This is a genomic window from Kitasatospora sp. NPDC028055 (genome assembly GCF_040637885.1).
Classification (GTDB): Bacteria; Actinomycetota; Actinomycetes; order Streptomycetales; family Streptomycetaceae; genus Kitasatospora.
In genome coordinates this window covers 106515-120835 of the sequence record NZ_JBEZXE010000023.1, presented here as the reverse complement: position 1 = coordinate 120835, position 14321 = coordinate 106515, and the positions used below count along the sequence as shown (strand labels likewise).

The 14321-nt window shown below is 72.6% G+C and carries 11 protein-coding genes and 2 pseudogenes; 6 read left to right on the top strand and 7 right to left on the bottom strand.

Translation table 11 applies throughout. The features are described from left to right. Positions 1–137 (bottom strand): annotated as a pseudogene (locus AB0F71_RS22965) (electron transfer flavoprotein subunit beta); the annotation flags it as partial. A 372-nt stretch (positions 138–509) separates the two neighbouring features. Here AB0F71_RS22965 and AB0F71_RS22960 point away from each other — a divergent pair. Together AB0F71_RS22960 and AB0F71_RS22955 are read left to right on the top strand one after the other, a co-directional pair. Continuing rightward, positions 510–1778, top strand: coding sequence for a hypothetical protein (locus tag AB0F71_RS22960; protein WP_360237437.1), 1269 nt, complete (start codon positions 510–512; stop codon positions 1776–1778). Then, positions 1775–2341 carry a hypothetical protein gene (locus AB0F71_RS22955; protein WP_360237435.1) on the top strand — a complete coding sequence of 189 codons (567 nt, stop codon included), beginning with the start codon at positions 1775–1777 and terminating at the stop codon, positions 2339–2341. Before AB0F71_RS22960 ends, AB0F71_RS22955 begins: the two co-directional genes overlap by 4 nt. Here AB0F71_RS22955 and AB0F71_RS22950 read toward each other — a convergent pair. Next, on the bottom strand, positions 2298–4463 hold the full coding sequence (locus tag AB0F71_RS22950) for a tetratricopeptide repeat protein (protein ID WP_360237433.1): 2166 nt from the start codon (positions 4461–4463) through the stop codon (positions 2298–2300). The two genes, AB0F71_RS22955 and AB0F71_RS22950, sit on opposite strands and share 44 nt — an antisense overlap. A 213-nt stretch (positions 4464–4676) precedes the next feature. On the opposite strand from AB0F71_RS22950, the pseudogene AB0F71_RS22945 reads away from it, so the two are divergent. Continuing rightward, positions 4677–4892: pseudogene (locus tag AB0F71_RS22945) on the top strand (winged helix-turn-helix domain-containing protein); the annotation flags it as partial. Positions 4893–4937: 45 nt separating this feature from the next. After that, entirely contained in the window at positions 4938–7766 is a 2829-nt protein-coding gene (locus tag AB0F71_RS22940) for a BTAD domain-containing putative transcriptional regulator (RefSeq protein ID WP_360237451.1), read from the top strand. A 169-nt stretch (positions 7767–7935) separates the two neighbouring features. Here AB0F71_RS22940 and AB0F71_RS22935 read toward each other — a convergent pair whose 3' ends face one another. From AB0F71_RS22935 to AB0F71_RS22920, 4 genes are all read right to left on the bottom strand, one after another. Continuing rightward, on the bottom strand, positions 7936–8733 hold the full coding sequence (locus AB0F71_RS22935; RefSeq protein WP_360237431.1) for a family 1 encapsulin nanocompartment shell protein: 798 nt from the start codon (positions 8731–8733) through the stop codon (positions 7936–7938). Positions 8734–8794: 61 nt separating this feature from the next. Continuing rightward, positions 8795–9793: a Dyp-type peroxidase gene (locus AB0F71_RS22930; protein WP_360237429.1), complete on the bottom strand. Its 999-nt coding sequence runs from the start codon at positions 9791–9793 to the stop codon at positions 8795–8797. 241 nt (positions 9794–10034) lie between these two features. After that, positions 10035–10664, bottom strand: a complete 630-nt coding sequence (locus AB0F71_RS22925; RefSeq protein WP_360237427.1) for an FMN reductase — start codon at positions 10662–10664, stop codon at positions 10035–10037. After that, positions 10661–11758 (bottom strand): LLM class flavin-dependent oxidoreductase, encoded by a 1098-nt coding sequence (locus AB0F71_RS22920; RefSeq protein ID WP_360237425.1) that lies wholly within the window; start codon positions 11756–11758, stop codon positions 10661–10663. Before AB0F71_RS22920 ends, AB0F71_RS22925 begins: the two co-directional genes overlap by 4 nt. Positions 11759–11904: 146 nt before the next feature. Here AB0F71_RS22920 and AB0F71_RS22915 point away from each other — a divergent pair, with 146 nt between their 5' ends. Continuing rightward, positions 11905–12771, top strand: a complete 867-nt coding sequence (locus AB0F71_RS22915) for a PP2C family serine/threonine-protein phosphatase (protein ID WP_360237423.1) — start codon at positions 11905–11907, stop codon at positions 12769–12771. A 157-nt stretch (positions 12772–12928) separates the two neighbouring features. Here AB0F71_RS22915 and AB0F71_RS22910 read toward each other — a convergent pair whose 3' ends face one another. After that, a complete protein-coding gene (locus AB0F71_RS22910) occupies positions 12929–13519 on the bottom strand; it encodes a DoxX family membrane protein (protein WP_360237421.1) in 591 nt (196 codons plus the stop codon). Between the two features lie 192 nt (positions 13520–13711). Between AB0F71_RS22910 and AB0F71_RS22905 the strand changes: the two genes are divergently transcribed. After that, the gene (locus AB0F71_RS22905; RefSeq protein WP_360237419.1) at positions 13712–14308 is read left to right on the top strand and encodes a TIGR03086 family metal-binding protein; all 597 of its coding nucleotides are present in this window, start codon (positions 13712–13714) and stop codon (positions 14306–14308) included. The last annotated feature ends 13 nt before the right edge of the window (positions 14309–14321 follow it).

Sequence of the window (14321 nt, the reverse complement as noted above, 5' to 3'; positions counted from 1 at the left end):
TGCTCCACGCCGTACTCGTCCAGCTCCGACAGGAGGCCGTCCACACCCTCCCGGTCCGTGGTGTGGTCGTCCGCGAAACGACGGTCACCCGTCGCGTCCGGCACGTACTTCACACAGACAACGATCCTCAAGCTCATGAGCGGTTTCTCCTGTCACGGGTGCACGGATGCACTGGATCCATGGCCTCAGGTCAGGCCGAGGGTACTGAGTGCCAATCCCGGCCCGGCCGCGGCCCACGTGCCGCAAGCGCCACCTGGACCGGCATGCCGGGTCGGCTGTCTGCGACTGGCATCAGAGGCTCCACCGAGAGAATACGGCACTCAGTACCCCTGGTAAAGGCACTCAGTACCCTACCCGGTGTCCGGGGCCGCCCGTCGGGGCGGCAAGCGGGCACAAGGTTTCCGCAAGGCCCCGCCAGGTCTCGTCAATGAATCCACCAACCGGCCGGGGGAGCATCGGCGGCGGGGCTCGTCGACGGCCCCGACCTGCGATCAAGGAGGGGGAACGGAATGACCTTGGTGCACGGGGAACAGGACATCACGACCGCTCACGGGACGCACGACAGCCCGGCCTGGGGCAGCAACGGGCCGTGGGAGACCATGCCGGACCGCAAGCGGGTGCTGGTCGTCGCCCAGACCGTGGTCTACGCCCAGCGACTGCACGACTTCTACGCCCTGCTCGCCTCCGACCTGCGGATCCACGTGCAGTTCACGGTGGCGCCGCACGTGTTCAACCGCGGCGCGGCCGAGGGCCTGCTCGCCCTGGGCGCCACCGTGCTGCCCTGGGAGCAGGCCGTTCGACGCGAGTTCGACCTCGTCCTGGCGGCCGGCTCGCAGGGGATGGAGCAGCTGAACGGGCCGGTCGTCCGGCTCCCGCACGGCGCGGGCAACATCAAGCTGTCCCGGCGCAGCGGACCGGACGGCGAGCGGGCGGCCATCGGACTCGGCCCGGACCACCTGTGCTGGGAGGGCAGGATCGTCCCCAGCTCGTTCGCGCTGGCCCACCGGGAACAGCTGGACGAACTAGGCCGCAGCTGCCCGGAGGCCGTACCGATCGCCGAGGTGGTCGGCGACCCCTGCTACGACCGGATCGCCGCCGCGCTGCCGCACCGGGAGCACTACCGGGCGGCCCTGGGACTGCGACCGGGGGAGAAGTTCGTCCTGGTCTCCTCCACCTGGGGGGCCGGCTCGCTGTTCACCCGGCTCGACGCCGTCCTGCCCCGGCTGAACTCCGAGCTGCCCCGGTCGGGCTACCGCACCGCGCTGCTGACCCATCCGAACATCTCGGCGGCGCACAGTCCCTGGCAGGTGCGGTCCTGGGCGACGGCCACCGCGGGCGGAGCCGTCTCGGTCGTCCCGCCGGAGGCGGACTGGCGGCCGCTGCTGGTGGCCGCCGACTACGTCATCGGCGACCACGGTTCGGTCACCCTCTACGGGGCGATGACCGGCGCCCCCGTCCTGCTGGCCGAGTACCCGCACCGGAACGTCAACCCGCGCTCGCCCTCCGCCCAACTCGCCCGGACCGCGCCCGCGCTCGCCCCCGGACACCCGCTCACCGACCAGCTCGCCTACGCCGCGGAGCAGTACCACCCGGAGGACTACGCGGCGATCGCCGACCGGATCAGCTCCGAACCCGGCCGCTTCGACCGCAACGCCCGTCGGCTGCTGTACCGGGTGCTCGGACTCGGCCAGCCCGCGCACAGCCCGGTGCCGGCCACGCTGCCGTTGCCGGACCCGCTGGACGCCCCGTTCGCGCCGGACTCCCGGCGGGCCGGATGACCGCCGTCCTGCACACCGTACGGCTGGCGCCGCTCGCCGCCCCGCCGTCCGGTCGGCCCCCGGCGAGCCTGTTCGACGCCCGGGTCGTCTCCCCCGCCGGCGCCCGCCACGTACTGCTGACCGCGGACCCACCCGCCGCACCGCACGACGGCCGGCCCCGGCCCGGCTTCGAGGACGAGCACCTGGTGCTCGACCTCACCGAACCGACCGCCCTGCGCTGGCGGCGGCAGGCCGACGTGCTCCACCTGGGGCTCCTCCCGGCCGCCGACATCGGCGCGCGGCTCGTCGAGGCGCTGTCCGCCCACCCCGGCTGCGCCGTCGCCACCGCCGAACGTCGTGGCGGAGCGGTGCTGCTGCTCGCCCGGACCGGGGCGCGGCTCCTCCTGCGCCCCGCACCCGGGGCGCGCCGCACCGACGGTGCGCCGGCGCTGCCGCTGGCCCTCGGGTCGCTGGCGCACGCCTGGCTGGCGGCCGGTCGGGCGCTGACCGAGCTGGACCGGTTCGGCCCGTGCGCCCGGTTCAGCCGGACGGGCCGTCGGGACGCCCCTCGGGAACGGGGGTAGCGAGCCCGTACGCGGCGAGGCGGTCCGCCAGTCGGGCCGCCTCGGCCGCGGCACCCACGTCCTGGTAGCGGGCCCGCGACTGCTCGAACCGGGCGCGCGCCGCCTCCGGGCGGCCGCGCCGTTCCTCGACCTGGCCGGCGAACTCCAGCGTCCGGGCCTCCCAGTGCACCGACAGCGCGGTCCGGAAGCCCGTGAGGGCGGATTCCAGGCAGGCCTCGGCGCGGTCGTACGCACCCAGCAGGCCGTGCGCCAACCCCAGGAAGGCCCTCGCCCGGGCCACCTCGTAGTCGTCCCCGATCGAGGACAGCTCACGGCCCGCCCGCTCCAGGAGCTCCACCGCCTCGGCCGCCCGGTCGGCCAGCAGCAGCACCTCGCCGTGAGCCAGCCGGGCCAGCGCCGAACCGCGGAGCTGGCCCTGGGCCTCCCTGAGCTCCACCACCCGGTGCAGGCACTCGGCCGCCTCCTCCAGCCGACCCGCCATCCGATGGGTCTGGCTCAGCCCGTACAGCGCGTTCGCCTGGGCCAGCGGCTGGTCCCCCTCCCGGGCCAGGGAGAGGGCTGCGGCGAACCAGTCGGCCGCCTCCTCCGCGTCGCCCGCGTTCCGCAGGCCGTTGCCGCCCGAGGTCAGCATCCGCAGCTCGCCGTCGCGGTCACCGACGGCACGGGCACCCCGCAGACCGATCCGGTGGGCCTCCACCCACAGCCGGGCCGGACGCAGCCGCAGGAACAACGGCCACATGGCGTCCGCGAGTTGCCAGGCGGCGGCGGGCCGGCCCAGCTCCTCGGACCAGCGCAGGAGGTCGGCCAGCCGGTCGCGCTCCTCGTCCAGCCATTCCAGGGCCCGGGTGGCGTCCACGAACTCGCGGGCCGGGTGCACGGGTCGGGTGAGGTAGTCGCGGGCGAGCGTGCGGTGGCTCGGCGAGACCACCGCCTCGGCGGCCGTGGTCGAGGCGAGGTACCAGTCGACGAGCCGGTCGAAGGCGGCCCCGGTGGCCGCGGTGCCCCGGTCCTCCGCCCCGTGCGCCCGGGCGTGCAACCGGACCAGGTCGTGGAAGCGGAACCGTTCCGGCCCCCTCTCCTCCAGCAGGTGCACGTCGATCAGACCGTCCAGCAGCCGGTCCGCCCCCGACAGGTCCAGATCGGCGAGGACGGCGGCATTCTCCAGGGTGAACTCGGCGAAGGGCAGCAGGCCCAGCAGTCCGTACAGCCGGGCGCTCGCCGGCTCCAGCACTCCGTAGGAGGCGTCCAGCAGTTCCTGCACCGTCTCGCCCTCCACGTCCAGCACCGCCAGCCGGTCCGCGCCGCGGCCCAGCTTCTCGGCGGTCGCCGCCAGCGACTGGGCCGGCCGCGCCGCGATCCGCGCCGCCGCCAGGCAGATCGCCAACGGCAGCCCGGCACAGGCATCCACCACCTCGGCCGCGGCATCGCTCTCGTCCGCCACCCGGCGCTCACCGACCCGCTCGGCGAGGATCTCCTTCGACGCCTCCGGCGCGAGCGGCTCCAGCCCCCGGAACACCGCGCCGTCTATCCCCAGCCCGGTGAGCCGGCGCCGACTCGTCACCACGACCACGGTGCCGTCCGAGCCCGGCAGCAGCGGGCGGACCTGTGCGGCGGTCGAGGCGTTGTCCAGCAGCACGGAGATCCGCCGCTCGGCCGCCACCGAGCGCCACAGGGCCACGCCCTCCTCCAGACTGGGGGGCGCCGGTGAGATGCCGAACGCCCGCAGGAACGCGCCGAGCGCCTCGGCCGGGTCGGCGGGCCCACCCGGCGCGTACCCGCGCAGATCGGCGTACAGCTGGCCGTCCGGGAAGCGCCCGGCCAGACCGCGCAACCACTGGGCGGCGAGGGCCGTCTTACCGACTCCGGCCGGTCCGGTCACCACGACGGTGGCATCCGCCGCGCCGCCGTCCTCGCTCAACACCTGGTCCAGCGCCGCCAGATCGGCACACCGTCCGATCAACCGCCGTGGACCTGGCGGCAGTTGGCGCGGTGTCGGCAACAGCGGCCGGGCGACCAGATGCACCCCACCGTTGATCGTGCCCGCCTGCACCACCGAACCGCTGACCCCTCCGCCGGTCAGCGAGTTGCGCACGACCCCTGAGGGCAGGTCGGCGCCCGTCACGGGCAGCACCCCACCGCGGCCGGAATTGTCACTGGCTCCCCCTGCCTTCGACGAATTTACCGTTCCGCACTAGCAGATGACTTGTCGTCAAGTCGAGAACATTCCCAAAGGACCATCTCCCGAACCCCATCGTGGTATAGCCGATCGCCCCGGACGCGTGCCATGCTCACCCGCGACACGGCAAGCTGGTAGCCAACCGGCGGGGGGCGTCGCATGCGGATCCATCTCCTGGGTTCAGTTGAACTGTCGGTGAACGGAGAGCCGTTGGCACTCCACTCCGACAAACGGAGGCAGTTGCTGGCCGCACTCGCCATGGAGCTCGGAAGGCCGCTCTCCCATACGTCGCTCGCACACCGACTGTGGGACGAGGAACCACCGCCCAGCGCACTGACCAGCCTGTACAGCCACGTTTCCCACCTCCGCGCGCTCCTGAGACGCGCCGCCCGCGCCGCCGGGACGGAAAGCCCCGGGGAAGTGCCCACGATCGACACCCGATCGCACACGTACACCCTGCGGGCGGACCCCCAACTCATCGACTGGCACCGATATCTGGACCTGTCCCAACGAGCCGGACTGCTCGCCGGTAACGGACAGGAACACCAGGCCAGAACCGTCCTCAGCCGCGCCGAGGAACTCTGGGGCGGCGAACCCCTCGCCGGTCTGCCCGGCGACTGGGCCCGCACCACCCGCGCCACCATGGCCGACCAGCGCTTCGCCACCACCCTGCAACGGATCGAGCTCGACCTGCGGATCGGCCGCCACCACGAACTGATCCCCGAACTCACCGCCCTGCGCGAGGACCGCCCCACCGACGAACGCCTGGCCGGTCACCTGATGACCGCACTCCATGCGGCCGGTCGCCAGGCCGACGCCCTGGCCGTCTACCCCGCCGTCGTCCGGCTGCTGCGCACCCGCCTCGGCACCGACCCCGGCGAGGAACTCACCCGACTGCACCGGCTCATGCTCAACGGCGAACCCCTGCCGGGCACACCCGGACGGGCGGAGCTCGTCCGGGCCGCCGACTCCCCTGCCGAGGTCGCCGCGTCGGCCCCCGGTGCCCCGGGACGGCACCGGATGATCGGCAGACGGGACGACCTGCGCCGTGTCCTGCCCGGTGCCGCCGCCGCTCGGGGAGGGGTCGTCACCGTCTCCGCGATCCTCGGCATGCCCGGCGTCGGCAAGACCACCCTCGCCCTGCACGCCGCCGACCTGATGCGCGAGCACTTCCCCGAGGGCTACGTCCACCTCAACCTGCGCGCCCACGTCGGCAACCAACCGCCACTCACCCCGGAGGCCACCGGCGCCCTGCTGCTCAGACGCCTCGGCGTGCCCGCCACCACCATCCCGCTCGACGCCGACGAGGTCTTCGCCCTCTGCGCCGAGACCCTCTCCACCCGCCGGGCCGTCCTCGTCCTGGACGACGCCGCGAACGCCTCCCAGATCCGCCCGCTGCTGCCACCCGCGCCGGCCGCCCTGGTCATCGTCACCAGCCGCCAACGACTCGCCGAACTCCCCGGCTCCCGGCCGGTCTTCCTGGACGTCCTGCCGGTCGACGACGCCGTCGCCCTGTTCACCGACCTGGTCGGCCCCGAGCGCTCGACGGACCGCGACCGCGTGGTCGAGATCGTCAACCGCTGCGGCCTCCTCCCGCTCGCCATCGAACTCGCCGCCAGCCGCCTCCGGGCCCGCCCGTCCTGGACCCTCGACCACCTCGCCCGACGCCTCTCCCGCAGGGGCCGCCTCGCCGAGATCCGCAGCGGCTCGGACAGCATCGCGCGCGCCTTCGAGGTCTCCTACCAGTACCTTCCGCCGAGCCAGCGATCGGCCTTCCGGCTGCTCGGCCTGTATCCGGGACCGGACTTCGGTGTGCACGCGGCGGCGGCACTGCTCGGGCGCACGGTGGACGAAACCGACCAGGTGCTGGAGGCATTGCTGAACTGCCACCTCCTCATCGAGATCACGCCCGAAAGGTACCAACTTCACGACCTTTTACGGGATTTCGCAGTGGCCCTGGGAGTCGAGGACGACCTCCGGGAATCGTCGGTCGACCGACTGCTCCGCTTCGCTCTGAGTGCGGCCGACCAGGCGGATCACCTGCTCTATCCGCGCAGGTCGAGAGCCGAGCTGCTGACTGATCATCAATTTCATGATCTGGAAGCCATCCTGGCGGATATGGCGATGGATTCGGCCGAATCGGCCAGGGCCTGGCTGGAGGCCGAGATCGCCACGCTCATCGCCCTCGCCGCCCACGCACATCGCGTCGGCCGCGCGGAGACCGGCGCCTGGCTCGCCCACGTGCTGGCCGGCCACCTGGACGCCGAGGCGTACTGGAGCGAGGCCCAGGACATGCACCGCGCCGCGGCCGCCCTGTGGCAGTCGCAGACGAACGACCTCCAGGAGGCATGGGCGCTGAGCGACCTGGGGGCGACACTCGCGAACGCCTCCCACTACGACCCCGCGGTCGAGGCCCTGGAGCGTAGCCTGGCCCTCGCCCGCCGCGAGGGCGACCCGGACGCCACGGCGAACGCGCTGGGCCTGCTCGGGCGACTGAGATGGAACCAGAGCCGACTCCACGAGGCGCTCGCACTGCAGGAGGAGGTGCTCGCCATCCGGATCCAGCAGGACGATCAGCTGAATGCCGCCCGCTGCCTCGCCAACATAGGAATCCTGCACCGCTCGGTGGGGAATTCGGAAGCGGCGCAGGCCGCCTATGACAGCGCCCTCCCATGTGCCCGGGATTTCAATGACCGGGTTCTCGAGCTCCGCATACTCAACAATCTCGGAGAGCTCCACTCCAGCTCCGGAAGAAATGCGGAGGCACGCAGCACCTTCGAGCGGATCCTGGAAATCGGAGACGGCCTCATGCCACCGGTGGAGCTGTCGGTGGTACGCGTCAACCTGGCCGGAACACTGAGAATTCCCGCCGAACTCGACCGCGCCCTTTCGCTCCACCGGGCTGCCTTGACCACCTTTCGCGAGGTCGGCAGCGTCCGCTACGAGGCGGACGGCCTGAACAGCCTCGGTCAGACCATGTCGAGCGCCGGCCGACACGAGGAAGCCCTGGACCAGCACGCGACAGCACTCCAGCTGGCCCGCTCCATCGGTGCCGCGCGGGAGGAAGCAGCAGCCCTGCGCGGCCTGGGCCGCTGTGAGGCGGCACTCGGGAATACGACTGCCGCCCGCGCGCAGCTGACCGCCGCCATTCATCTGGCCGAGCAGGTCGACATCGCGGACGAGGCGGCACTGGCCCGCTCGGCACTCGCCAACCTCGAGCCGAAGTCTTCAAATAATCTCCACTCCTGAAACTTCGTTCGTACATCGGCCAACCGTTTGACAGGAGCAATGGCGTTTGGCCTATCATCTGCCCCGACCGGCGATCTTGCGCCGCCCGGATTCCAGGCAGAGAGCCACGAAGCACGATGAACATGTTCATGCACATCTTCATGATCGCCGCTTCCATGCCGTTGTGGTGCTAGGCATGTAGGGCGACGGCTGCCTCTCCCGTGTAGACGCTGAAAGTCAACGACTCCTGCAGATAGAGGCGTACCGAGTCAGCGTCGTGGGAGAGGTAGCCGACGGAAACGTCCTGCCCGAGGAAGAGTTCGAAATCGCCTCCCCGGGTGGAGAGCAGGAAGGCCCCTTCGATCGCGGGGGCCCAGATGATGTCCCCGTCGAGCAGCCGGGCCAGGTGGTTGTGGACGGGATGGCCGTGGTCCGTGATCTCGTTCACCGCGGTGTACGCCTCGGCTCCGAGCAGGAGCGAGTAGGGCCCGCCGACGCCGGCGAGGCGGAGGGCGGTGAGGGCCTGGCTGACCGCCTCGGGGTATTCGCGGACGTCCGGGGGGAGTTGGACCGGCGGGTTGGTGGAGTCGGCGCGGATGCCCTCGATGTGGGCGGCGGGGTAGCCGTCGAAGACGGTGCGGTCCTCGGCGCGGGCTAGGGTGCGGGCGGCGTCCTTGACGGGTTGCCAGTCGGAGTCGCGGGAGCCGCGTTCCACGTCGTCGACGGCGGATCGGCTGACGGTGAAGGGGACGCGGAGCTCGACCACCGGGCGGCTGGTGCGGGCGTGGGCCTGGACGCCGTCGAGGGGTGGTTCGATGGTGGTGAGGTGGCCGGTGCCGACGGCGGCGAGGGTGGGGCCGTCGGGGCCGTTGAGGTCGACCACGCGGCGGCCGGCGATGTGCAGTTTGAAGGTCTGCCGGGCCTCCTCCTCGATCTCCTCCCAGGCGGCGGCGGAGACGGGGGCGAGTTCTCGGTGCAGGTTGCTCATGGTGCGGGTCCTGTTCAGGAGGTCGGCTGTTCAGGAGGCGGCCGGTGCGGGCGGCGGCTGTTCAGGAGGTCGGTTTGAGGCTGCCGATGCCGAGGGAGCCGTCCGGGTGGGCCAGGGGCGGGGGCGGGGCGGCCGGGGGCGGGGAGTCCAGGAGGTCGGCGGTCGGGACGAAGAACAGCGAACCGGTGACGGCGGTGGAGAAGTCGAGCAGCCGGTCGGTGGTGCCGGGCGGGCGGCCGAGGAACATGTTGCGCAGCATCTCCTCGGTGACCCCGGGGTCGCGCGCGTAGCCGATGAAGTAGGTGCCGAACTCGCCGCTGCGGTCGAAGGAACCGAAGGGCATGTTGAACCGGAGGATCTTCCGCTCGGCGCCGTCCGGGCCGGTGATCACGGTGAGGGCGACGTGCGAGTCGGCGGGTTTGACGTCGTCGTCCAGCTCGATGTCGGTGAGCTTGGTGCGGCCGACGGCCCCCTCCTGCTGCTCGACGCTGAGCGCGTTCCACTTGTCGAGGTCGTGCAGGTACTTCTGCACGATGACGTAGCTGCCGCCGGCGAAGCCCGGGTCCTCCTCCCCCACCACGACGGCGGTCTCGGCCGCGCGGCCCTCGGGGTTCTCGGTGCCGTCGACGAAGCCGAGCAGGTCGCGCTCGTCGAAGTACTTGAAGCCCTGGACGGAGTCGACCACGGTGGCCGCCCCGGCGAGCCGGTCGACCAGGCGGCTCGCGAGTTCGAAGCAGAGGTCCATCCGTTCGGCCCGCAGGTGCAGCAGCAGGTCGCCGGGGGTGGCCGGGGCACGGTGGCGGGGGCCGGCCACCTCCTGGAAGGGGTGGAGTCCGGCGGGACGGGGGCCGGTGAAGAGCCGGTCCCAGAGGTCGGAGCCGATGCCGGTGACGCAGGTGAGGCTGCCCTCGGGGGCCCGGAAGCCGACGGCCCGGCGCAGTCCGGCGAGGTCGGGCAGCAGGTCGCGGACGGTGGGCTCGCCGCCGGGTTCCACGGTGAGGACCAGGAAGATCGCCGCACTGGTCAGCGGGGAGAGCACGGCTTGGGGTTCGGGCTGCACGGCGGGGTTCCTCCTCGGGAGGTTCGCAGGAGGCTCGCGGCGGGCTCTCTCGCTGGGCCGGGGGGTGGACGGGTCGTGACAGATCGGTACCAATCTGATCATCCCGACGGCGACCTCGCACGGCGGACGGCCCCACCCGGCGGACGGCCCCACCCGGCGGACGGCGCGCAGCCGGGCGCGGGAAATGGGGAAGGGGCGGGGCGCTCGGTCGCGCACCCGCCCCTCCGCCTGCCCACGCCCCTCAGACCCGCAGCGCCGCCAGCTGCTCGGCGAACGGGACCACCTGCTCCGGCACCGCCGCCGCCTCCGCCGCCGGGGCCCGCCCGGCCAGCAGGGCCGCCAGCTCGCCCGCCGCGCGGTCGATCCGGCCCGGCAGGCCGTCGGTGAGTGGGTCGCCCGCCGTGCCCCAGTCGTCGGTGGCCGCGTACACGGCGGTCGGCAGCACCACCGCGCGCAGGTAGCTGAACAGCGGCCGGACGGCGTGCTCCAGGGCGAGCGAGTGCCGCGGCGTGCCGCCAGTGGCGGCGATCAGCACCGGCTTGCCGGTGAGCGCGTCGTGGTCGATCAGGTCGAAGAAGGACTTGAACAGGCCGCTGTAGGAGGCGGTGAAGATCGGCGTCACCGCGATCACCGCGTCCGCCCCCGTCACCGTCCCGATCGCCCCGCGCAGCGCGGCGGCCGGGAAGCCGGTGACGAAGTTGTTGGCGATGTCCACGGCGAGGTCCCGCAGCTCGACCACGGTGACCTCGACCTCCCGCCCCTCCAGCCCGAGCCGGCGCACGGTCGACTCGGCGAGCCGGTCGGCCAGCAGCCGCGTCGAGGACGGCTTGCTGAGGCCGGCGCTCACCACGGCCACCTTGAGTGCGGTCACTTGGCCACCTCCACGGTCTGCTCGTCCCGGGCCGCGACCAGCGCGGCGTGGGTCGGCCCGTCCGGGACCTGGGCCGGGCGGCCCTTGGCGAACTCCTCGCGCAGCACCGGCACGACCTCCTCGCCCAGCAGGTCCAGCTGCTCCAGCACGGTCCTGAGCGGCAGGCCGGCGTGGTCCATCAGGAACAGCTGGCGCTGGTAGTCGCCGAAGGTCTCGCGGAAGGTCAGCGTCTTCTCGATGACCTCCTGCGGGCTGCCCACGGTCAGCGGGGTCTGTTCGGTGAACTCCTCCAGCGAGGGCCCGTGCCCGTACACCGGCGCGTTGTCGAAGTACGGGCGGAACTCGCGCACCGCGTCCTGGGAGTTCCTCCGCATGAACACCTGGCCGCCGAGCCCGACCACCGCCTGCTCGGGGGTGCCGTGCCCGTAGTGGGCGTAGCGCTCGCGGTAGAGGTCGATCAGCTTCTGGAAGTGCTCCTTGGGCCAGAAGATGTTGTTCGCGAAGAAGCCGTCGCCGTAGTAGGCGGCCTGCTCGGCGATCTCCGGGCTGCGGATCGAACCGTGCCAGACGAACGGCGGGACGTCGTCCAGCGGGCGCGGGGTGGAGGTGAAGGACTGCAGCGGGGTGCGGAAGCGGCCCTGCCAGTCGACGACCTCCTCGCGCCACAGCTGGTGCAGCAGCGCGTAGTTCTCGATCGCGAGCGGGATGCCCTGGCGGATGTCCTTGCCGAACCACGGGTACACCGGGCCGGTGTTGCCGCGGCCCATCATGAGGTCCACCCGGCCGTCGGCGAGGTGCTGGAGCATCGCGAAGTCCTCGGCGATCTTCACCGGGTCGTTGGTGGTGATCAGCGTGGTCGAGGTCGAGAGGATGATGCGGTCCGTCTGCGCGGCGACGTAGCCGAGCATGGTCGTCGGCGAGGACGGGACGAACGGCGGGTTGTGGTGCTCGCCGGTCGCGAAGACGTCCAGGCCGACCTCCTCCGCCTTGCGCGCGATGGCCACCATCGCCTTGATCCGCTCGTGCTCGCTGGGGGTGCGGCCGGTGGTCGGGTCGGGGGTGACGTCGCCGACGGTGAAGATTCCGAACTGCATGCTGCTCACCACACTCCAGGAGGTCCAAGTCGTTCAACTTTCAACCACCCTAGCACGCGGCTGCGGATCGTTATTCCCGCGGTTCCCGCCGACAATGGAAGGCGGGCCCCGGCAACGGCCGGAGCCCGCGGAAGGACGGCGAACCGATGACGCCGTACATCGCGGTGAGCGCACTGAGCCATGAGGGCCTGGTGCGGGAGCACAACGAGGACAGCCTCACGGTCGGCCCGTGGACGCTCTGCGCCACCGTGACCACCAATCCGCAGACCCTGCTCTTCCCGCTCGGCCCGCCCTGCGTGGTCGCCGTGACCGACGGCCTCGGCGGCCACCCCGGCGGCGAGGTGGCCAGCGCCCTGGTCGCCCGGCGGCTCGCCGCCGCCGGGGGTGGACTGGACGGCGAGGAGGCCGTCCGGGAGGAGCTCCAGGAGTGCAACCGGGCGGTCTACGCGGCCGCCGCCGGGGAGCCGGAGCTGGCCGCGATGGGGACCACGGTCGCAGGGCTGGTGCTGCTGCCCGACCGGGCCGTGGTCTTCAACGTGGGCGACAGCCGGGTCTACCGGATCAGCAGTGACGGCCCGGAGCCGCCGCCCGCTGAGCCGTCGCCTGCCGAGCCACCGACACAGGAGCGGTCGACACGGGGACGGCCGGGCCCGGCCCAGGGCAGCCCGGCACCGGTGAGGCTGGAGCGGGTCAGCGTGGACGACAGCCCGCCGCTGCCACCCGGCCGGCGCACCACCCCGCTGGTCACCCAGACCCTGGGCGGCTCGCTCGGGCTCACCTTCGTCGAACCGCACGTACGGGTCGCGCCGCTCGCCGCCGGCGACCGCTACCTGGTGTGCAGCGACGGCCTGACCGACCCGGTGCCCGAGGAGGAGCTCGCCGGACTGCTCACCCGCGCGGACGGGCCCTCCGACCGGGCCGACGGCAGGGCCGCCTTCGAGCTGTGGAAGGCGGCCATCGAGGCGGGCGGCCCGGACAACATCACCCTGGCACTGGTGCGGATCGGCGAGTGATCGCGCGCGGCACCACCTCGGAACGCCGGAACGCCGGAACGCGGGACGCCGGAACGCGGGACGCCGGAACGCGGGACGCCGGAACGCCGTACTGACGGTCCATCAGTACGGCGTCCCGGCAAGCGAGTTGAGCCGCCGAGGGGGCGGCACTGGCCCGCTACTTGCGCAGCAGCAGGATCACCCCGGCCGTCGCCAGGCCGACCAGCACGGCGGCCACGCCGTACGCCAGGCGGTGCGCCTTCAGCACCGGCAGGAAGCGGTCCACCGCGTAGCGGCCCGGGCCGGTCAGCGCCAGGGCGGCGGCGCCCGCCGTCAGCAGCAGCTCGTACTCGCTGCCCTTCGGGGCGAAGAAGCCGCCGCCCCAGGTGACGGCGATCGCGTTGACCATCGTGCCGACGATCGCGGCGCCCGCCAGCGGGGTCAACAGGCCGACGGCGAGGCCGAGTCCGCCCAGGACCTCGGTCAGGCCGGCCACCACGGCCATGGCGTTGCCGGCCGGGTAGCCGCTCATGGTGAAGAACTGACCGGTGCCGTCGATCCCGCCGCCCCCGAACCAGCCGAACAGCTTCTGGCTGCCGTGCGCGGCCATGGTCAGGCCGAGCACCAGGCGCAGGAGCAGGAGTCCGGCGTCGTAGGCGTGCGGGGAGGTCGTCGCGGACCCGGAGCCGTCCCGCGCGAAGCGGGCGGCGAGGCCGGTCGGGCCGGTGGGACTGGTGGCGGCGGTCGTGCTCGGGCTGCTGCTCGGCATGCGCGTCTCCATCGATCGGGGTCGGTCGTAGGGGTGCGTGTGGTGATGCGGCCGGGCGGGGCGGGACACGCCGCGCCTCTAGTTGAAACTTGAACCGGCCGCTCTCCGACCGTACCGTGGAGTTCGAATTTGAACAACTGACGGTGCATGGACGACTCGCGAACCCCACCGGGGCCGGGGCAGGGTGGAGACATGGCTCACCGCAGGCAACACCAGCCGGCCAGCCGGTCCGGCACGCCCTACCCCGAGGCACTCGCCGCCTTCGACGAGCGGGTCCGGCTGGTCGCCCCCGGCCAGTGGGACTCCCCCACCCCGTGCGCCGACTGGACGGTGCGGGACCTGGTCAACCACCTCACCGCCGAACAGCTCTGGGTGCCCGACCTGCTGATGGGCGCCACCATCGCCGAGGTCGGCGGCCGCTACGACGGCGACGTGCTCGGCGACGACCCGGTCGCCGCCTGGAGCTCCGCCGCCGAAGCCGCCCGGCAGGCCTGGGAGGTGCCCGGCGCCACCGAACTCACCGTCCACCTCTCCTTCGCGGACGTCTCCGGGCAGTACTACCTGGACCAGCTCACCGCCGACCTGGTCGTCCACGCCTGGGACCTCGCCGAGGCCATCGGCACCCGCACCCGCCTCCCGGCCGGCCTGGTGGACTTCGCGCTCGGCGAGATCGGCGGCTACGGCGACCTCTCCGGCAGCGGACTGTTCGACCCGCCGCTGCCGGTGCCCGCGGACGCCACCCCGCAGACCCGGCTGCTGGCCCTCACCGGGCGGCGGGACAGCGGCTGAGCAGGGACTTTCC